This is a genomic window from Sphingomonas sp. QA11 (assembly GCF_028473665.1).
In the GTDB taxonomy this organism is placed as follows: Bacteria; Pseudomonadota; Alphaproteobacteria; order Sphingomonadales; family Sphingomonadaceae; genus Sphingomonas; species Sphingomonas phytovorans.
Genome location: NZ_CP098774.1, coordinates 931,756 through 951,399, shown reverse-complemented (window position 1 = coordinate 951,399; position 19,644 = coordinate 931,756). Strand labels below are relative to the sequence as shown.

At 64.1% G+C, this 19,644-nt stretch carries 21 protein-coding genes; 8 read left to right on the top strand and 13 right to left on the bottom strand.

The genetic code is table 11. The features are described 5' to 3' along the window. Nucleotides 1-33 precede the first annotated feature (33 nt). The 3 genes from NDN01_RS04430 to NDN01_RS04420 are packed head-to-tail and all read right to left on the bottom strand — an operon-like array spanning nt 34 to nt 1,482. Nucleotides 34-483: a hypothetical protein gene (locus tag NDN01_RS04430; RefSeq protein WP_272626132.1), complete on the bottom strand. Its 450-nt coding sequence runs from the start codon at nt 481-483 to the stop codon at nt 34-36. Continuing rightward, a complete protein-coding gene (locus NDN01_RS04425; RefSeq protein WP_272626130.1) occupies nt 480-1,235 on the bottom strand; it encodes a prepilin peptidase in 756 nt (251 codons plus the stop codon). Before NDN01_RS04425 ends, NDN01_RS04430 begins: the two co-directional genes overlap by 4 nt. Further along, a complete protein-coding gene (locus NDN01_RS04420; RefSeq protein ID WP_272626129.1) occupies nt 1,228-1,482 on the bottom strand; it encodes a hypothetical protein in 255 nt (84 codons plus the stop codon). The genes NDN01_RS04425 and NDN01_RS04420 overlap by 8 nt, the downstream gene beginning before the upstream one ends. A gap of 117 nt (nt 1,483-1,599) precedes the next feature. Here NDN01_RS04420 and NDN01_RS04415 point away from each other — a divergent pair, with 117 nt between their 5' ends. Next, complete coding sequence (locus NDN01_RS04415) at nt 1,600-2,004, top strand: acyl-CoA thioesterase (protein WP_272626128.1); 405 nt, start codon at nt 1,600-1,602, stop codon at nt 2,002-2,004. 256 nt (nt 2,005-2,260) lie between these two features. Further along, nucleotides 2,261-3,448, top strand: coding sequence for an acetyl-CoA C-acyltransferase (locus NDN01_RS04410; protein WP_272626127.1), 1,188 nt, complete (start codon nt 2,261-2,263; stop codon nt 3,446-3,448). Between the two features lie 19 nt (nt 3,449-3,467). Here NDN01_RS04410 and NDN01_RS04405 read toward each other — a convergent pair whose 3' ends face one another. Then, nucleotides 3,468-3,923, bottom strand: coding sequence for a GNAT family N-acetyltransferase (locus NDN01_RS04405; protein WP_272626126.1), 456 nt, complete (start codon nt 3,921-3,923; stop codon nt 3,468-3,470). Between the two features lie 8 nt (nt 3,924-3,931). Beyond that, the gene (locus NDN01_RS04400) at nt 3,932-4,435 is read right to left on the bottom strand and encodes an SH3 domain-containing protein (protein WP_272626125.1); all 504 of its coding nucleotides are present in this window, start codon (nt 4,433-4,435) and stop codon (nt 3,932-3,934) included. A 105-nt stretch (nt 4,436-4,540) separates the two neighbouring features. Between NDN01_RS04400 and NDN01_RS04395 the strand changes: the two genes are divergently transcribed. After that, entirely contained in the window at nt 4,541-5,545 is a 1,005-nt protein-coding gene (locus tag NDN01_RS04395) for a 2-hydroxyacid dehydrogenase (protein ID WP_443025193.1), read from the top strand. Between the two features lie 3 nt (nt 5,546-5,548). Here the strand turns inward: NDN01_RS04395 and NDN01_RS04390 are convergent, their stop codons facing one another. Continuing rightward, nucleotides 5,549-6,400 carry an ABC transporter permease gene (locus NDN01_RS04390; protein ID WP_272626123.1) on the bottom strand — a complete coding sequence of 284 codons (852 nt, stop codon included), beginning with the start codon at nt 6,398-6,400 and terminating at the stop codon, nt 5,549-5,551. A gap of 63 nt (nt 6,401-6,463) precedes the next feature. Between NDN01_RS04390 and NDN01_RS04385 the strand changes: the two genes are divergently transcribed. Beyond that, nucleotides 6,464-7,165, top strand: coding sequence for a GcrA family cell cycle regulator (locus NDN01_RS04385; protein ID WP_272626121.1), 702 nt, complete (start codon nt 6,464-6,466; stop codon nt 7,163-7,165). A gap of 63 nt (nt 7,166-7,228) precedes the next feature. On the opposite strand, the gene NDN01_RS04380 is transcribed toward NDN01_RS04385, so the two are convergent. Beyond that, nucleotides 7,229-8,065, bottom strand: coding sequence for an outer membrane protein (locus NDN01_RS04380; protein ID WP_272626119.1), 837 nt, complete (start codon nt 8,063-8,065; stop codon nt 7,229-7,231). A gap of 207 nt (nt 8,066-8,272) precedes the next feature. Here NDN01_RS04380 and parE point away from each other — a divergent pair, with 207 nt between their 5' ends. Continuing rightward, a complete protein-coding gene (gene parE / locus NDN01_RS04375) occupies nt 8,273-10,252 on the top strand; it encodes a DNA topoisomerase IV subunit B (protein ID WP_272626118.1) in 1,980 nt (659 codons plus the stop codon). 117 nt (nt 10,253-10,369) lie between these two features. Here parE and NDN01_RS04370 read toward each other — a convergent pair whose 3' ends face one another. Beyond that, the gene (locus NDN01_RS04370; protein WP_272626116.1) at nt 10,370-10,687 is read right to left on the bottom strand and encodes a UrcA family protein; all 318 of its coding nucleotides are present in this window, start codon (nt 10,685-10,687) and stop codon (nt 10,370-10,372) included. A 145-nt stretch (nt 10,688-10,832) separates the two neighbouring features. Here NDN01_RS04370 and NDN01_RS04365 point away from each other — a divergent pair, with 145 nt between their 5' ends. Next, the gene (locus NDN01_RS04365) at nt 10,833-12,401 is read left to right on the top strand and encodes a winged helix-turn-helix domain-containing protein (protein WP_272626115.1); all 1,569 of its coding nucleotides are present in this window, start codon (nt 10,833-10,835) and stop codon (nt 12,399-12,401) included. 3 nt (nt 12,402-12,404) lie between these two features. Here the strand turns inward: NDN01_RS04365 and NDN01_RS04360 are convergent, their stop codons facing one another. Genes NDN01_RS04360 through NDN01_RS04340 form a run of 5 tightly spaced genes read right to left on the bottom strand, consistent with a single transcriptional unit; the run spans nt 12,405 to nt 15,568 of the window. Beyond that, nucleotides 12,405-12,659, bottom strand: coding sequence for a hypothetical protein (locus NDN01_RS04360; RefSeq protein WP_272626114.1), 255 nt, complete (start codon nt 12,657-12,659; stop codon nt 12,405-12,407). Then, nucleotides 12,656-13,183, bottom strand: a complete 528-nt coding sequence (locus NDN01_RS04355) for a GNAT family N-acetyltransferase (protein WP_272626113.1) — start codon at nt 13,181-13,183, stop codon at nt 12,656-12,658. The genes NDN01_RS04360 and NDN01_RS04355 overlap by 4 nt, the downstream gene beginning before the upstream one ends. Next, complete coding sequence (locus NDN01_RS04350) at nt 13,180-13,971, bottom strand: LysR family transcriptional regulator (RefSeq protein ID WP_272626112.1); 792 nt, start codon at nt 13,969-13,971, stop codon at nt 13,180-13,182. Before NDN01_RS04350 ends, NDN01_RS04355 begins: the two co-directional genes overlap by 4 nt. Continuing rightward, entirely contained in the window at nt 13,968-14,366 is a 399-nt protein-coding gene (apaG, locus tag NDN01_RS04345; RefSeq protein ID WP_272626111.1) for a Co2+/Mg2+ efflux protein ApaG, read from the bottom strand. The genes NDN01_RS04350 and apaG overlap by 4 nt, the downstream gene beginning before the upstream one ends. Further along, on the bottom strand, nt 14,363-15,568 hold the full coding sequence (locus tag NDN01_RS04340; protein ID WP_272626110.1) for a trans-sulfuration enzyme family protein: 1,206 nt from the start codon (nt 15,566-15,568) through the stop codon (nt 14,363-14,365). The genes apaG and NDN01_RS04340 overlap by 4 nt, the downstream gene beginning before the upstream one ends. Before the next feature lie 95 nt (nt 15,569-15,663). On the opposite strand from NDN01_RS04340, the gene NDN01_RS04335 reads away from it, so the two are divergent. Both NDN01_RS04335 and NDN01_RS04330 read left to right on the top strand, forming a co-directional pair. Continuing rightward, nucleotides 15,664-16,953: a glycosyltransferase family 39 protein gene (locus NDN01_RS04335; protein WP_272626108.1), complete on the top strand. Its 1,290-nt coding sequence runs from the start codon at nt 15,664-15,666 to the stop codon at nt 16,951-16,953. A 335-nt stretch (nt 16,954-17,288) separates the two neighbouring features. Continuing rightward, nucleotides 17,289-19,619, top strand: a complete 2,331-nt coding sequence (locus tag NDN01_RS04330; protein ID WP_272626106.1) for a TonB-dependent receptor — start codon at nt 17,289-17,291, stop codon at nt 19,617-19,619. Nucleotides 19,620-19,644: the final 25 nt, after the last annotated feature.

Sequence of the window (19,644 nt, the reverse complement as noted above, 5' to 3'; positions counted from 1 at the left end):
CCCTGCCCGCCGATCAATATAGCGCAGCCTATGCTATGTCGCGCAACCGACAAGTCCCGCCAGCGGCACCACGATGCTGTCCTGCCCCGTACGGTCGATCCTGAGCGTTGCCTCCGGCACGGACGCACCGTCCTTCAGGTCACCGCGCGTCTCGATCGACATGGTCAGGACCGCGGTAACGTCGCCCGCCTGGTATTGAGTCACGCCGGCAAAACCGAAGCCCCCGGCATCATGCTGCTCGGTGCGCGGCAGATCAGTCAGCGTCCCGCCGATCGACACGCGCAACTGCGCAGAATCGGCACCCGCCATCGCGACCAGAGTCCGGCTGCCGGTCGCAGTCCACAGGAATGCGGCACAGCCGGTCGCGGGCATCGCCTGGGCCGGGATCGCACCGATCGGCAGGCCGTCGATCGAAGCCGGTGGCGGAGTCTGTGCGGAGGCGGCTCCGGCGAGCAGCAACGGCAGGATCGCGAAACGCATCATCCGGCCGATCCTAACAGGAACAGCCAGGCCGGGTAAGCAGCGATCGCAAGCAGCGCGCCGAACGGCACCCGATCATCCAGCTTCGCAGCACGGCCGCGGACCATCCCCACCAAGACCAGCGCCAGGCCGGTCAGCGCAGCCAGGAGCAGGACCGCCGGCAGCATCCGCCAGCCGAGCCACAGGCCGATCGCGCCCAGCAGCTTCGGATCGCCCCCGCCCAGCCCTTCCCGGCCGCGAAGTCGTTTATAGGCAAAGCCGATCAGCCAGAGCGCCCCGAAGCCGCCGACGCCCCCGTTCAGTCGGTCGGCAAGCGCAGGCTCGACCCCGACGGCACCTGCCACCAGCCCAGCAAGCGCGAGCGTGAGGGTGAGTCGATCGGGCAACCAGAACTCGGTGACATCAAGCGCGGCGAGCGTGAGAAGCAGCCAGCCGAACACCGACCCGGCCAGGGCAGCGGGACCGGGCACAACCAGCCCGGCGACCACCCCGATACCAAGCGCAGCGAATTCTATCTGCCAGTGGAGCGGATCGATCGGCGCGGCGCAATGGCGGCATCGCCCGCGCGCCAGGGCTGCGCTGAATAGCGGGATCAGATCGCGCGGGGCCAGGACGACATCGCAGCCATCGCAATGCGACCGTCCCTTCAGGACCGACCGGTCCTGTGGCCAGCGGATCACCAGGGTGGCGAGGAAGCTGCCGATCACCGCGCCCAGGATACCGAGCGCGACTGGCCAGACCCAGGGATCAACCATTGGGCTTCTTGCGGATGAGATAGCGATAGACACCGAAAAGGTTGATCCCGAACAGCACGATATTCTGGGTGCCGAGCGCGAAATCCTTCGTCAGCACCGAGCCAGCGATCCAGGCGATCGACGAGGCGAGGAAGAGAACGAAGCCCCAGCCGGTAACTTTTCGCCCGAGATCGAGCGACACCATCGCCGCGGCGATCATCCCGCTGCCGGAGGCAAACCATTTGAGGCTGGTGACCAGTATTTCCATGCCGCTGCGATACGCTGCCGCCCCGCTCGCGTCATGCCGAAGTTGCGACGCGACGGAATGCGGTTAACACCAGTGCTTCGCTCTCGCCAAAACTTGCCGTTCACGTTAAGGTAAAACATGGTCAAACCCGAATATGCCTCGCACAGTTATGCCATCGCGATCGATGCGGCCGACATCGATTTCATGGGGCATGTGAATAATGCCAGCTATCTGAAATGGGTTCAGGAAGCGGTGATCAACCATTGGCAGCGTTTCGCCCCGGCTGACGCGGTCGCCAGCCACCTCTGGGTCGCGCTGAAACACGAGATCACCTATCGCAAGCCGACCTTTCTCGACGACGACGTCATCGCGACCGTCCTGCTCGAAAAGGTCCAGGGCGCCCGCGCTTTCTACGAGACGATCATCAAGCGCGGCGAAGAGGTGCTGGCTGAGGTGAAGTCGAGCTGGTGCTGCATCGACGCCGAAACGCTGCGCCCGGCACGCATCGCACACAGCGTCATCGAGCGTTTCTTCAAGGACTGAGCAGAACTGCGTCGCTCAAACTTTCCTCTTCTCCGGCGAAGGCCGGGGCCCAGTTGGAAAGGTGAATGTCAACGCGCGCAACGCCCATCACGATCGTTCCCTGGCTGCCCTCCCTTCGTCGGGGCGCATGATATTTCTTCGAACACCGGCAAGCGCCGCCCTGCAAAATCGCAGTGCCGTGCTGCACTGAGCCGGTTTGTAATCGCGCGCGCGCGCGCCTAGATCGCCGGCTTCTTCTCCCAACCGGAGCAAAAGCATGTCCGCCGATCCGATCGTCATCCTGTCCTATGCCCGCACGCCGATGGGCAGCTTCCAGGGATCGCTCGCCGGCGCGACGGCGACCGAACTCGGTGCGACTGCAGTGGGCGGCGCGGTCGAGCGCGCCGGGCTCTCAGGCGAGGCGATCGAGCGGATCTATATGGGTTGCGTGCTGCCGGCCGGACTTGGGCAGGCCCCTGCCCGCCAGGCTGCGCTGAAGGCAGGCCTACCGAACCATATCGAGGCGACGACGGTCAACAAGATGTGCGGATCGGGCATGCAGGCAGCGATCATGGCGGCAGATGCGCTGGCGGCGGGTTCGGCGGACCTGATCGTCGCGGGCGGCATGGAGAGCATGACCAACGCGCCCTATCTGTCGATGCGGCATCGCGGCGGCGCCCGGATCGGTCATGACCGGCTGATGGATCACATGTATCTCGACGGGCTCGAAGACGCGTACGAGCCAGGCAAGCTGATGGGCAATTTCGCCGAGGACACCGCGGCCGATTACCAGTTCACCCGCACGCAGATGGACGATTTCGCGATTGCCTCGCTTGAGCGCGCGCAGAAGGCCCAGAAGTCTGGCGCGTTCGACCGGGAAATCGTCCCTATCGAAATCGCCGGCCGCAAGGGTCCTACCCAGGTGACCCAGGACGAACAGCCGGCCAAGGGCGATGCTTCGAAGATTCCCACGCTGAAGCCAGCTTTCTCGAAGGACGGCACGATCACCGCGGCTAACGCGTCCTCAATCTCGGACGGCGCCGCCGCTCTGGTGCTGACACGCGCATCGATCGCGGAGAAGCTTGGCCTTGATCCGATCGCCCGCATCATCGCGCATGGTGCCCATGCTCATGCGCCATCGCTGTTCACCACCGCGCCTGTCTTTGCGATGCGCAAGACGCTGGAGAAGGCCGGCTGGTCGGCGGACGAAGTCGACCTGTTCGAGGTCAACGAAGCTTTCGCCGTCGTCGCGATGATCGCGATGCGCGATCTCGGGATCAGCCATGACAGGCTGAATATTCATGGCGGCGCCTGTGCGCTCGGTCATCCGATCGGCGCTTCGGGCGCACGAGTCCTCGCAACCCTCCTCTCCGCATTGCAGACGACGGGCGGCAAGCGCGGCATCGCGTCGCTGTGCATCGGCGGTGGCGAGGCGACCGCGATGGCAGTGGAGTTGATGAACTGAGCCTCCCCAAAAGGGAGGGTCAGAGCGTCAGCACATAGTAGCGGCTGAAATCGGTATCGACATAATCCGCGAACGGTCCGCACGGGACGAACCCCGCCCGCTCATACAGTGCCCTTGCCGGCGCGAAGGGCGGGTTTGATCCCGTCTCCAGGCTCAATCGCTTGTAGCCACGCGCCCGGCCTTCCTCGATCAGGTGATCAAGCATCGTCGCCGCTACGCCACGGCGCAAATGAGCGGGCGCGGTGCGCATCGATTTCAGTTCGCCATGCGCCGTATCGAGCTGCTTGAGGGCGGCGAGGCCAAGCAGAGCCGCGCCGTCCCACGCCGACCACAAGGTAATGGAGGGATGGCGCAGACCAGTCAGGTCAAGCGCGAACACGCTTCCGGGCGGCGAATTCTCGAAGGCGGCGCGCAGGTGGAATTCGAGCAGCGCGATGACGTCCGGATGCGTCACATCGTCACGTATGATCTGCATGGCGTAAATCAGCCCAGCGTCTCGTCCGTCGCCACACCCCATAAATGATTCGCCTCGACATAGCCGCCACGCCCGCGCACGTCGAAATGGCACCAGCCCCGCGCGCATTTGCTCAGCCGGCCGACCACGCCGGGCTCGACCCGCCACGTCACCCGGCCACCATAACGCGGCGAATCGCGCAGTTCGGCGATGGTGCCCATCACGAGCCCGGTTCGGGTATCGCTAATCAGCTTGCCCATCATCCAGCCCTGGGTTCCCCCCGGGTCCTCCACCTTTATCCAGGCGCCGCGATCGTAGATATCGATCACCTTCACCGGCAGGTCAGCACGCTGATAGAGCCAGCTCGCCGGATAGGTCCTGCCCGGCCCGGTGCGCATCCGGGCCTTGCTCGCGGAGATCGAGGCGAAATAGGGCGTCTTTTTCTGGACGAGTGCAGCGAGCGCAGGCGCGACGGCGGTCGCGGCCAGGCTGGCAGCCGCTGCCGCAAGCACGATAGTCGTCCCGAAACGCATATCTGGTCTTCCTCCGATCGGATTTGGTTTACCCTGTTCGTCGGGCTGGCTTCAACCACCGTTGACGAGGGCAGAAGGCTTCGCCAAGCCTTATTCATGCCCGAAATGAGACGCGCCCCGAATCCGAAAGTGCCAACGCCCCGGGTGATCGTCACCCGCGAGCTCGCCGATACGGTGATGGAGCGGATGGAGCAATTGTTCGACACAACGAACAATCGTGGTGACGTGCCGATGGACCGCGCGCGCCTCGCCGGCGCGATGGCCGATTGCGACGTGTTCGTACCGACCGTCACCGACACCATCGATGCGGCGCTGATCGAGGGTGCGGGCGCGCGGTTGAAGCTGATCGCCAATTTCGGCGCAGGCGTGAACCATATCGACCTGAAGGCGGCGCGGGCGCGCGGCATCGTCGTCACCAACACACCCGGCGTCCTGACCGAGGATACCGCCGACATCACGATGGCGCTGATCCTGTCCGTGCCGCGTCGCCTCGGCGAGGGCGAGAAGCTGGTGCGTGACGGCGCCTGGAAGGGCTGGGCGCCAAGCGGGATGCTCGGACATCGCATTGGCGGCAAAGCGCTTGGCATCGCCGGCATGGGCCGCATCGGCCGTGCGGTTGCCCGGCGCGCGCGCGCCTTTGGCCTGTCGATCCATTACCATAACCGCCACCGCCTGCCCGAGACGGTCGAAGCCGAGTTCGGCGCGACGTGGCACGACACGCTCGACGGCTTGCTCCAGGCGACCGACATCCTGACGATCCATACGCCGCGCAACGCCGACAGCGAAAACATGATCGATGCGCGCCGGCTGGCACTGATGCGTCCGACCGCCTGCATCATCAACACGGCGCGCGGCGGCATCGTCGACGAGGACGCGCTGATCGAAGCGCTGGAGAATGGCCGGCTTGCAGGGGCGGGTCTGGACGTATGGAAATTCGAGCCGGAAATCGATCCCCGGCTGCTCGCGCTGCCCAACGTCATGATGATCCCCCATATGGGATCGGCGACCTATGAGGGCCGGATGGCGATGGGCGAGAAGGTAATCGCCAATATCCGGATGTGGGCCGACGGACATCGCCCGCCGGACCAGGTACTCGAAGGCTGGGTCTAGGCCCTAGTTCTTCAGCTTCCAGCCGCTCCGCAGCAGGCTGTAGCACAGCAGGCCGAGCACCACATCGATCACCAGGATGACGATGCCGCCAAGCATCACCGGTGAATCGGCGGTGCCGAGGAACCCGTAACGGAAACCCGAAATGACATAGAAGAACGGGTTGATATGGCTGAAGATGCGGAATGCCGGGGCCAGATGATCGACCGAATAGAAGGTGCCGGAGAGCAACGTCAGCGGCGCGATGAAGAAATTCTGCACCGCCGCCGCATGATCGAATTTTTCCGCCCAGATCGAGGTGAGGATACCGATCAGCGCGAGGAATACGGCGCCGAGCAGTCCGAACCAGAGGATAGCGATCGGATGCGTCGGCGTGACATGAACGCCCGGCCATAGCGCCATCGCCAGCCAGACTGTCAGTCCCACGCACAAAGCGCGCGTCACCGCGCCGCCGACCATCGCGACGAGCAGTTCGGCAGTCGACAGCGGCGGCATGAGATAATCGACGATCGTTCCCTGGATCTTGCCGACCAGCAACGAGAAGCTCGCATTGGCGAACGCGTTCTGCAGCATGCCCATCACGATCAGCCCCGGCGCGATGAAATCGGCGAAGGGCACATCGACTCCGCCGACATGCACCGGGCGCTTTCCACCCGTCGCGACGGTGAAAATGATCAGAAAGAGGAGCGTCGTGATCGCCGGCGCCCATATCGTTTGAAGCTGCACCTTGAAGAAACGGCGCACCTCCTTGATATAGAGCGTGCGAAGACCGCCCCAATTGACGTTCCTGATCACGGGAACGCCAGGGGCGTTCATCACCGACGACTGGATTTCGCCGATTGGGGGCTGGCTGCTCATTGCGGACGCGCTAATAGCTGCCGCCGCCGCCCGCAACCCGGCAATGCGACTTGAGGAATAAAGATGGCCTGGACCGACGAGCGAATCGATACGCTTAGGAAGATGTGGGAAGCTGGCCAGACGGCCAGCCAGATTGCCGAGGAACTGGGCGGCGTCAGCCGTAATGCGGTGATCGGCAAGGCGCATCGTCTCGGCCTGCAATCGCGCCCGTCGCCCGTTAAGCCGAACGAACCTGATGCCAAGGCTGCTGCAGCCACTGCGACGCCGGAACCCAAGCCCGCTCCGCCCAAGGCGCCGGAGCGCGCCGCACAGCCTGCTCCCGCTCCGACGCCGATCGCCGCCAAGGTCGAGATCGACGAGGAAGAGGATGACGACGATACCGACAGCGAGGTCGAAGTCGTCGCGGCACCCGTCGCCGCTGCTCCGCAGCCCATCATGCGCTCGGTCGGCCCTGGCGGATTCCTGCGCCAGGCCCCTGGTGAGCAGCAGGCCCCGATCACTCCGGCGCCTCCACGCCGGCTCGTTCCCGCTAAGCCCTCGGCCGACATGGCGGGCAAGACGACCCTGCTCGATCTCAACGACAAGATCTGCAAATGGCCGCTCGGCCATCCCGGCGAACCCGATTTCCACTTCTGCGGCGACAAGGTGAACCCGGGCTTCCCCTATTGTGTCGCGCATTGCGGCCATGCTTATCAGGCGCAGCTCCCCCGACGCGATCGCCGTCCGCCGCCGCCCCTGCCCTTTGGCGGCCCGCGCGTCCGCTGATCGCCGACGGATCGGCAACCATAGGCCGGGTCACCTGATGGGGTGGCCCGGCCCATTGTCGTTTCAGAAGCGGAAAGCCGCTGTCGCGCGCACGCTGTGCCAGCGGAACTTGTCGTCGCTGCGGATGAAGTCCGTGCCGTTGGCATTACCCAGCAGGAACGGGTTGGTCATAGGAGCGGTGCCCGGCCCGGCGCGGACGACATAGTCATCGTCCTTGTATTGATTGAACAGATATTCCAACCCGACCGAGAAGCTGGGGCTAAGCTTCTGCTCAATACCGCCGCCGGCGACAAAGCCCCAGGCGCCGCGCTTGCCGCGTCCGGTGAAGGAATTGGCGGTGTTGCTGGTCTGGAAAGTGGAGTCGACCCGCGCATAGGCGCCGCCGCCGGTCGCGTAGAACAGCGTGGTGTTGGCGGCGTAACCGAGCCGGGCGCGAAGATTGGCGTTCCAGTCGACCTCACGCGTCATCGAATAGCGTGCCGGCGTCGTGCTATAGGCGGACACGCTGTCGCGTACTTCGCTCTTGCCGAACTCGCCGACCAGGCCGGCGACGATCGATCCGAACTGCTTGTCGAAGCCGACGCGCGCCGAATAGCTGATCCCATCCTTGTCGTTGACGCAGCCGTCCAGCGGTGCGGAGGTCCGGGCGCGGCCGCTGCAGAAGCCTGGGCTGAAGGCATTGGCGCCGCCCGAAGTAGTGACTGTGTCGCCGAAACTTCCGTTAAGATCACGGTCGAACAGGATTGTCGACCCGCGGTCGCTCGACTGCATGTCATATCCGACGCTCGCACCTATATAAACGCCATCGAAAGGCTTTTCTTCTGTCTGCGCTATCGCCGGGCTGGCGATAGCGAGAGCCGCGATGGACGAAGAAACTGCGATAAGGAACTGGCTGCGCATCTTATACTCCCTGATTGCGTGGCGGGAGTGCTACGAACGAGCGATCGATTTCGATGCAGGGTTCTTTCATTTGCAAGAAGTATTGTTGCTTAATTACCACACATAGAAACATTTACTTACAAATCTATTCCCGCGCAAAATCCGCTGCAGCAGTCGGACATAGGCCCGCTCTTGCACCCCTGACTCCCGCGCTCGTATAGCTCCTCCATGTCCAACGACCTGTTCGCTTCAAGCTCCACGACCTCGACCGATTATGATGCCTCGTCGATCGAGGTGCTGGAAGGGCTCGAGCCTGTCCGGCGGCGGCCCGGCATGTATATCGGCGGCACCGACGAGCGAGCACTGCATCATCTCGCAGCCGAGGTGCTCGACAATGCGATGGACGAAGCGGTTGCAGGTCATGCCACGCGAATCGAAGTGTCGCTCGAACCAGGCAACCGGCTGACCATTGTCGACAACGGACGTGGCATGCCGGTCGACCCGCATCCGAAATTCCCGGGCAAGTCAGCGCTCGAAGTGATCATGTCGATGCTGCATTCGGGGGGCAAGTTCGACGGCAAGGCTTATGCTACCTCGGGCGGCCTGCACGGTGTCGGTGTCAGCGTCGTCAACGCCTTGTCGTCCGACACGACCGTCGAAGTCGCCCGCAACAAGGAATTGTTCCGCCAGCGATTCTCCCGCGGCGTCACGCTCGGTCCGCTCGAATCGCTCGGCGGCACGCCCAACCGGCGCGGCACCTCGGTCAGCTTCGTGCCGGACGACGAGATCTTCGGCCCGGAACTGCTCTTCAAGCCAGCGCGCCTCTACAAGCTGGCGCGCTCCAAGGCCTATCTGTTCGCCGGCGTCGAAATCCGCTGGAAATGCGCGCCCGAACTGATTTCGGACGATACGCCGTCCGAGGCAGTGTTCCAGTTCCCCGGCGGCCTTGCCGACCATCTACGCGAGCAGATCGGCGTGCGCGAATGCGCCACCACCGATTTCTTCACCGGCAACCAGGAATTCGCCGACTCGAAGGGCCGGGTCGAATGGGCCGTCGCCTGGCCGCTGTGGAGCGACGGCTCCTATAGCTGGTATTGCAACACCATCCCGACGCCAGACGGCGGCACACACGAGGCCGGCCTGCGTGCGGCGCTGGTCAAGGGCATGCGCGCTTTCGGCGATCTGGTCGGCCAGAAGAAGGCCAAGGAAATTGCTGCCGAGGATGTGATGACCGGCAGCGAGCTGATGCTCTCCGTCTTCATCCGCGAGCCGCAATTCCAGAGCCAGACCAAGGACCGACTCACCTCGCCCGAGGCGGCGGTGCTGGTCGAAAAGGCGGTGCGCGACCATTTCGACCATTTCCTCAGCAACAATATGGAACGGGGCAAGGCACTGCTCGGCTATGTACTCGAGCGGATGGACGAGCGCCTGCGTCGCAAGCAGGAGCGCGAGGTCAAGCGCAAGACCGCCACCTCAGCGCGCAAGCTGCGCCTGCCCGGCAAGCTCACCGATTGTTCGGCCGACGATCCCAAAGGTACCGAGATCTTCATCGTCGAGGGCGATTCGGCGGGCGGCTCGGCCAAGCAGGCGCGTGACCGCAAGACCCAGGCAATTCTACCGATCCGCGGTAAGATACTTAACGTCGCCTCGGCAACCTCGGCCAAGATTCTCGCCAATCAGGAGATTGCCGACCTGATCCAGGCGCTCGGCTGCGGTACGCGCAAGGACTGCATCCCGGACAATCTGCGGTACGAACGCATCGTCATCATGACTGACGCCGATGTCGACGGGGCGCATATCGCGACATTGCTGATGACCTTCTTCTTCCAGGAGATGCCCGAGCTCGTCAGGCGCGGGCACCTCTATCTCGCCCAGCCGCCGCTCTATCGTCTGACGGCCGGCACCAAGAGCCTCTACGCGATGGATGACGCGCACCGCGCGGCGATCGAGGCGAAGGAGTTCAAGGGCAAGAAGGTCGATGTCGCGCGCTTCAAGGGCCTCGGCGAGATGAACCCGATGCAGCTGCGCGAGACGACGATGGACCCAAAGACACGCGGCATGCTGCGCATCACCCTTCCCCAGGAATATGAGGAACGCGCGGTGGTGAAGGATCTGGTCGACCGGTTGATGGGCAACAACCCGGCGCACCGCTTTGCCTTCATCCAGGAAAACGCCGCACGGATGGACGAGGACGCGATCGACGCCTGATCTCCGGCGATTCGTTCCAGGCTGAAGAAAAAACCCTCCCCTTGCGGGGAGGGAGGTTCGGGAGGACGGCGCCTCAAAGGGTAAATGACCCGCCATCCTCCTTTTCGGACAAGATGATCAGCGCGCGGCGTAGTGCACCGCATCGCGTTCGCTCAGGGCGAGCTTCAGCGACGTGCCGCCCTTTGCGCGGGTTGCCTGCTCGATCGTCGCAGCAACGCATTCGTTGCGGTCGAGGCGCTCGGCGCAGAGCTTGCCCGCTGCCCTGGCGACCCGCCCGAGCATCGTCGCCCGACCTGCAGCGCTGTTCATGTCGAGCTCGCCATAATAGAGGTGATATTGGTAGTTGCCGACCTTCCAGCTTCTGTCGCCTGCATTGGCGGGGCCGAGGGCAAGGGTGGCAAAGGCCGCGCTGGCGGCGATAAAGAGCTTGTGCATGATGGCTTCCGTTCGGATGGCGGCTGGCGAGACCGAGCCGCCTCGATGCCGGATACATGACAGGAAGCAGGTCTGATCGAGAGGATGAGCAGGTGATGAAGGCCTGATCATTCACCGATGAAATACCGATGGTGGGGGGAGAAGCTTGGTTTCAGCCGATCGAATCGACCTGGCACATGAGCCGACATTTGCGCTCGGCACTCTTTCCGTCGAGCCGGGCACGCGCGAGATCGTGGGAACAGACGGCACACGCGAAGTGGTCGAGCCCCGCGTGATGCAGGTGCTCGTCGCCCTCGCCCGGGCGAAGGGAGCGACACTCTCGCGTGACGACCTGACCCGGAGCTGCTGGGACGGGCGCGTCGTCGGCGAAGATGCGATCAACCGGGTGATCTCCCGGCTGCGACGCCTTGCCGAAGGCATCGGCGGGGGCCGATTCCGCATCGAGACCGTGACCAAGGTCGGTTATCGCCTGATCGTCGAAGGCGCACACCCTGCAAGCCTGTCGGTGCCCGCAATGAAGGGGGTTCGGCCGTCGAGCCCTCGATTACCGACGCGACGCGCGATCATCGCCGGCGCGGCAGGTGCTTCTGTCGCGGCAGCAGGCGGTATCCTGTGGTGGCGCCACGGAGCGTCCGGTGATGCCGCGCCGGCCATCGTCGCGCCGTTTATGCAGCAGGCGAACATGGCGATGAGCCACGGCGATCCCGAAGGGATCACCCAGGCAATCGGCCTGTTTCGCCGGGCAGTCGAGATACGACCCGATTATGCCGATGGTTGGGGCGCCCTGGCAGGCGCCTATGCGGCCGCGGCGCGAACGCGGCCCTCGGAATATATTGCCAGCATGGAAGAACGCGCCCGTGCCGCTGCCGAGCGCGCGCTCTCGCTCGACCCCCGCAATGCCTATGCCAAGGTTGCCTTGATCGCGCTCAAGCCGCGCATCGGCAACTGGCAGTCCGCCGAACAGGTGCTGAGACAGGCAATGGCCGATCATCCGGATAGCGAAGTGTTCATGGGCACGCTGTCGAGCCTCCTTTCCTCGGTGGGGCGCATGGCCGAGGCCGCTATCCTGTCAGATCGGATTGCCAGGATCGCGGCGCCATCGCCCGGGTTCAGCTATTCGCGTGTTCAGCTGTTGTGGGCGGCGGGGCGGCTCGAAGAGGCCGATCGCGCGATGGACGATGCCTTCGCGCTATACCCAATGCACTATGCGGTCTGGTTCACACGCTTTCAGTTGCTTACTTATACCGGCCGCGCGCGCGAGGCGATCGCCTTTGGCGAGGAACGCGGCGGACGCCCGACCGGCATTCCCGAGGGCAATTTCGACCTGGTGCTTGCCAGCGCCCGGGCCATTGCGAGCGGCGCCAGGACCGATATCGACGCCGCGATAGCGATGAATATGGCGGCGGCGCGCAGGGCAGCAGGTCAGGCGGAGAACACGATCCAGTTCGCCGGTGCGCTCGGACGGCTCGATGATGCCTTCGCCCTGGCCGACGCCTATTTCTTCGGTCGCGGATTCCGGGTGGGCGATGTGCGCTTCACGGAGCAGCAGGGCGGCTATACCCGCCCCGCCGATCGCCGCACCGTTCCGCTGTTCATGCCCACCACCGGGGCGATGCGCGCCGACCCGCGTTTCGAGCGGCTCGCAACCGAAATCGGCCTGACACGATACTGGGCCCAGTCCGGCATCCGACCGGACTACAAGAAGGCCCGCTGAGACCTAGTCCCGCATGCGTTGCTGGTGGTAACGGGTGCGGAGCGCGATCGCCGCCAGCATGTTGAGCACACCGAGCGCCAATGCGGCCATCGGGATCGCCGACGGCATCTGCGGCGCCCATTTGCTGCGGACGATGGCCAGCACCGCGCCAAGCAGCGCAAAAGCCACACCGGTATAGCGCAAAGGCTTGGCGACGCCCTGCAGTTCGCGTCGGTACGCGGCCCGCTGAGCGGGGTCGTTCAGGTCGGGCTTGGTCATCGGGCCTTCCACTCCTCGGCCAGCAGGCCCCAGATCAGGCTGTCGCGGACACCGATATGGGTTTCCCATTCGCCGCGCAGCCGGCCTTCGAGCGTGAAGCCGAGATCCTTCAGCAGCGCATTGGACGCATCATTCTCCGGATCGGCATCCGCCATCACGCGGCGATCGCCTTCCTCCCGGAGGAGCAGATCGAGCAACCGGGCGACTGCCTCGCGGGCATAGCCATGTCCCCAGAACCGCCGCAGAAGCAGATAACCGACCTCGGTTACGCCCTCACGGTGCGGCATGGCTGCCAGCGTGCCGATCACTTCCCCGCTCTCCCGCAGCGTGATCACCCAACCGCGCCAATCCGTATCCTCGATACCCTTGGCAAGATAGTCGGACGTTTCCGCCAGGTTGGCATGCGGCGCGCTCGACCAGTAGCGCATGAGCGCCTCGTCCCGATACCCTTCGTGCAGGGCTTCGGCATCCTCGAGACGCTGCGGTCGCATGGCGAGCCGCTCGCTGACGAAGCTGTCGCTCACGCGGTCAGCGCGTCGACCAGCGAGCGTACCTTCTTCTGGCGCCATTGCGGCAGCGGTGCGACGATCCAATAGCCCAGCGCCGACGGTCGCGGTTCGCCGATCTGGACGACGCGGCCCGACGCCAGATCGGCCGAAGCAAGAAGCTCGGGCACCGTTGCGCGCCCCAGCCCCTGCGCGGCAGCATCTATCGCGAGGCCCGCGTCGCCGACACGGACAAGCGAGACGTCCGGATCGTTGAGACAACCCGGCCAGGAGATGCGCGTGTCGATCCCGCCGCCGGGACGCTCTACCGTCACCATGCCTTCGGATTCGAGCGCTTCGCCCTCATGCTCCCCTGGGCCGTCGCCCCAGCGGATCGCAAGATCGAGATTCGCCTCGGTGAAATCGACATCATCATCGGCGGAGACGAGGACGAAGCGAAGCTCACCATCGGCGCGCGCAATCTCGGCCAGACGCGGCATCAGCCATTTCTCGGTCAGGTCGCGCGGGGCGGCGATGGTCAGCGACTTCGACGTCTGCCCCGCCTGCATCGCGCGGACTGCCTCCTCGAACTGGAGGAAGCCGTGGCGAAGCGCGGCAAGGCCAGCCTCACCCTCGGGCGTCAGTTCAAGGCCCTTGGTGGTGCGGCGAAACAGCACGACGCCGAGCGTATCCTCCAGCGCCCTGATCTGCTGGCCGACTGCCGCCGGCGTGACGGCGAGTTCGTCAGCGGCGCGGGTGAAGGACAGGTGCCGCGCGGCCGCATCGAGCACGCGCAGGCCGTTGAGTGGAAGGTGCGTCCGCTTCATGCCCCCACCGCCGGCGCGAGCAGCGCGAATTTGGGAATGTCGACGTCGAAGGACGAACCGTCCTCGCCGAGCATGTGATAGGTGCCCTTCATGCTGCCCGTCGGGGTCGCGAGCGGGCAGCCGGAGACATAGTCGAAGCTGCCGCCCGGCGCGATCAGTGGCTGTTCGCCGACGACGCCCTCGCCCTCGACAGTGTGGCGCGCGCCACGACCATCAGTGATGATCCAGTGACGGGTGAGCAATTGCACCGCCATCGGCCCCTCATTCTCCAGCCGGACATGATAGGCCCAGAACCAGCGCCCGCGGCCCGGCTCCGACTGTTCGGGAAGATAGCTGACCGAGACGCGCACGATGACGCCGCGCGTTTCCGCCACATTGGGGAAGAGCGCCTTCACAGCCCCACCGCCCGGAGCGCGCCGTCGAGATCGTCGATCACGTCCTGCGCATCCTCCAGGCCGACATTGAGGCGAAGCATGCCCTCGCTGACACCCATCTCAAGCCTCTTGTCCTCGGCCACGCCCGAATGGGTGGTCGAGGCGGGATGAGTCATCAGTGACCGCGAGTCGCCGATATTGTTCGAGATATCCACCAGGGTGAGCGCATCGAGCAGGCCATGGGCCTGCTTCCGGTCCTCGACCTCGAAGGCGAAGATCGGACCGCACGCATCCATCTGCGCCATGGCGAGATTGTGCTGCGGATGACTGGGCAGACCAGGATGAAGGATGCGCGGCACGCGCGTCTCAAGGAAGGCGCCGACCCTCAGGCTGTTCTCGCTCTGGCGGCGGATACGCAGATCGAGCGTCTCCAGGCCCTTGAGCACCACCCAGGCGTTGAACGCACTGAGCGTCGGCCCGGTGTTGCGGGTGAAGGGCAACAGCGTGTTGTTGATGAAATCCTCGGTTCCGCACACGGCACCGGCAAGCACCCTGCCCTGCCCGTCCATCATCTTGGTGGCTGAATAGGCGGTCACGTCAGCGCCGAACTCAAGCGGCCGCTGCAACGCGGGCGTGGCGAAGGCATTGTCGACGACGCTGAGGATGCCGTTCTTGCGGGCAATGTCGCAGACTGCCTTCAGGTCGACCACGTCCATCGTCGGATTGGCCGGTGTTTCGAAGAAAAATAGCTTCGTCTCGGGCCGGATCGCATCAGCGAATTGCTGCGGATCGCGTGCATCGACGATGGTCACGCCGATGCCGAATTTGGGCAGCAGCGTATCGGTAAGCCAGCGGCACGAGCCAAAGGCGGCGCGGCCCGCGACGATATGATCGCCAGTCTGGAGCTGACAGAGCAGCACCGCCGTCATCGCCGCCATGCCGGTCGCCATCGAACGGCACGCTTCGGCACCTTCAAGCAGCGCAATGCGCTCCTCGAGCATCTGCACCGTCGGATTCTGCAGGCGGGAATAGGTCATCCCGACCTGCTCGCCCGCGAAGCGCGCTGCGGCGTCGCCCGCGCAGTCATAGGCATAGCCCGATGTCAGGAAGAGCGCTTCCGACGTTTCGCCCCATTCGGAACGCGCGGTGCCACCGCGCACGGCTTGCGTTGCGGGGCGCCAGTGGCTGGTGATCGAGCGGTCTTGTCCGGTACGGCGTTTCATGCGGCACGCTTTGCCGGGACGCATTGCCCTGCGTCAATGGGCGACTCTCCTCCCTTCTCTTGAAAGGAGGCAGCCGAAGTGGGAATGGCAGGGTGATGACCGCCGAGTCGCAGCCCCGCCCGTACCGCGCCGCCGCGATCATCGGCCTTCTCGCCGAATTGCTGTTCAGCTTCCGACTCACCACACCGCACAAGCTGGTGTTCGACGAGACTCACTATGTCGCCGCCGCCAGGGTGCTGATGACGTTGAGCGGGCCATCGAACATCGAGCATCCCTTGCTTGGCAAGGAACTGATCGCGCTCGGCATGATGATCTTCGGCGACAACAGTCTTGGCTGGCGCATCATGTCGACCTTCGCCGCGACCGCGGTGGTACTCGGCATCTTCGCGATCCTGTGGATGCTGTTCGGCCGGGTGCGGACCGCGACGATCGGTGCACTGTTCGTGCTGCTCAACATCACGGTATTCATCCAGGCGCGGATCGGCATGCTCGACGGCTTCATGGCCGCGTTCGTCATCACGGGCATTGCCGCGCTGCTGTGGGCGATGCGCGCGCCGCCCGGCAAGACCTGGCGACGCTGGCTGCTGGGCGCCGTGCTGCTCGGCTTGGGAGTTGCGGCAAAATGGGCTGCGGCGCCGTATATCGGCTATGCAGCGGTCGCCTTCATCGCGGTCAGGCTGCACGACGGGCGTGTCCGCAAGCGATCGATTTACGCGGCACTCAACCCGGGCAACCAGACTTATTGGCCCGGCCTTCCCGTGGTGCCGGCTCTTCTGGCACTCGGCGTGGTGAGCGTTGCCGTCTACAGCCTGACCTTCCTGCCCGCCTTCTATTACGCGCGGTTTCCGTTGACGGCGGACACCTTCGTCAAATTCCAGATGCAGATGTACGCGTCGCAGACTCAGGTCCTGCCGCCGCATACCTATCAGTCGAACTGGCCGACCTGGCCGTTGATGATCCGCCCGATCTGGTACCTGTACGAACCGGTCGACGGCGCGATGCGCGGCATTTTCTTCGTCGGCAACCCCGCGATCCTCTGGGGCGGCTTGCTCGCGGTGGCCGCGTGCCTTTACGCCTGGCTACGGGAGGGATCGGCCCGGATGCTGGCGGTCGCGGGGCTGTGGATCGCCTCCTATGCGATATGGATCGTGATCCCGAAGTCGATCGGCTTCTTCTATTACTATTATTTGTCGAGCATCTTCCTCGCACTGCCACTGGCAGCAGCGTTCCATCATTTCGGCAGAGGCAGGTACGCGCACTGGGACGTGCGATTCCTCGTGCTGGCCTTTTGCCTGTTCGCCTATTTCTACCCGATCATCTCCGCGATGCCGTTGAGCGATCCGCAAAATTTCAGATATTGGATGTGGTTCCCGACCTGGCCGTGAGCCGCGCCGGGTCGCGACGAGACAGCCGAATCCTTTCGCGGAATCATTCGGCGCAACGATGATTCGGCAGCATCTTTGCGAGGCACTTCGGCATGCAGCCCGTATTCGGCCGCGCGCGGAATCAACCACATCGGACGAGCGTGTCACCGCCAAGATCGCTGTCGCACGATCGTTTTGCGGCGTGTCTCAGCGGTCGAACTCGGCATTTCGGATAACGGTACAATCGTTTTTATGAGGCAAATGCTCGACTTACCAGTTCCCATACATTCGACTTAATTCCGTAACAGCCCGCCACTAGAGGCCCTCCCCATCAACGAAGCAGATGGGGATTTTCCATGGTGACCGAGTCCAGGGCGACCGTACGATTGTTTTGCACGGCGTCGGCGGGCGCGTTTCTCGTCGCGATGCTGTCACCCGGCTTTGCGAGCGCGGAAACCACGGCCGACGCTTCCGCCGCGGCGCTGGCCGATCTCGCCGCAACCCCGCCCGAAGACACTGATGCGCTGCCCGACATCGTCGTCACCGCCCAACGCCGCAGCGAGAACAGCCAGCGCGTGCCCGTCGCGATCCAGACGATCACCGGCGACGCGATCACCAACGCCGGCTACACCTCGGTTACCGATCTCCAATATCTGACCCCGGGCCTGCAATATGACCCGACCCAGGGCGCAGCGTTCCAGATTCGCGGCGTCGGCACCACCTCGTTCGACTTCTCCAACGCCAAGTCGGTCAGCGTCGTGGTCGACGATGTGGTGATGGACGGACAGCGCGCCAACGGCCTGATCGGCATGGTCGATATTGCGCGCGTCGACGTGCTGATGGGACCGCAGGGCACGCTGTTCGGCAAGAATGCGACTTCCGGCGTGATCTCGGTCGCGACCACTCAGCCGCAGCTGGGCGTCACCTCGTTCCGCGGCAGCGCAAGCTATGGTCAATATAACGACCGTATCCTCAACGCGACGGTCAACGTTCCGCTGGGCGAGATCGCCGCATTGCGCGTGTCAGCGTTCGATCAGGGTCAGGACGGTTTCGGCCGCAACGTCACGCTCAACCGGCTGGTTGGCTCGACTCATGAATATGGCGGGCGGGCGCGGCTGTTCCTCCAGCCCAGCGACAGCTTCGACGTGACGGTGTCGGGCGACTATGCGCATCATTGGGACAGCAGCGTCCGCACGCCTGTGTCGGGCCAGCCCGCCGCCGTCACTGCGATCCTGAATTCGCTTGGCGTCTATCCCGGCCCCCGCAGCGCCGATACCGCCGACAGCCAATTCGGCGAGATAGAGACCGAGGAATGGGGAGCGTCGGTGCGGGTCCATGCGAAGATCGGCAGCCACGACCTCACCTCGATCAGCGCCTATCGCTCGACCCTCTACAACAACAACACGCCCGCCGACCTGACGCCGATCGATAAATATGCCTATATTCCGTATAATTACGGCCATCTCTACACGGACAAGATCAGCCAGGAGATTCATCTCGCCTCTCCCGAGGGCGGGCTGATCACCTATCTGCTCGGTGGCTTCTACAACCGCCTCGAAGCGACCCAAACCCAGCTGCAATGGGCGACGCTTGGGGCGCCCGTTTTCACCAACGGCGTACCCATCAAGACGCTTTATGCGCTGACCGGTGCGATCGGGAAGAGCGGCAACACCTCGCTGTTCAAGTCGGTGAACGAGACCGGTGCGGTGTTCGGCCAGGTGCAGCTCAATCTGTCGAAACAGTTCCGGATAGCGCTGGGCGGACGCTACACCCACGATAATAACTCGCAGAGCCTGTCGTACGTCTATACCGATCCGGCACCGATCACGGGCTTCACCCCCAATTTCGTCGCAACCAGCGCGGCGCCGGTCTATCCGTTCGGCCGGGTGAAGGGCGACAATTTCTCGTTCCGTGTTTCGCCCCAATTCCAGATCACGCCCGAAGCGTTGATCTACGGCACCTTCACGACCGGCTACAAACCAGCCGGAATCGCCTTTGTCGGCAACAATTACGATCCGTATCTGCCGGAAACGGTGAAGGCCTGGGAATTCGGCCTCAAGTCCGAATGGTTCGGACGCCGGCTGCGGTTCAACATCGACATATTCCGGTCGGACTTCACCAACTTCCAGGCGACCATCCTGACCAAGGTGCCGGATGGCGGTGGCGGCTTCCTCCTCGCCACCGCGATCGGCAATGCTGGCGGCCTGCGCAGCCAGGGCGTCGAGGCGTCGATCGCGCTCAAGCCGAGCCGGTCGCTCTCCCTGAGCGCGTCAGGCACCTACACCGACGCCCACTTCACCGACTATGTCTATAACGCGACCACCAACTACACGAACACGCGACTGCCCAACTCGCCCGACTGGTCGGCGACAGCGGCGGCCGATTACGACCGGGCGATCTCGTCCGACCTGCGTGTCCGCGCGCACGCCGATTATGCCTATCGCAGCAGTTATTGGACTGTGGTGGGCCAGCCATCCTACTCATTCGTGCCTGGCTACGGCCTGGCCAATACGCGCCTGAGCTTCGCCAGTGACAAGAACGGGATCGAAGTGGGCGTCTACGCCCGCAACCTGTTCGACACCTATTTCTCGACCGGCTGGCAGATCTACGGCGCGATCGGGCTGCTCCACTACACCTCGCCCGCCGCGCGGCGGACCGTGGGTGGATTCGTCAACGTCAAATTCTGACCGCCAGCGCCTTCAGGAGAGCATG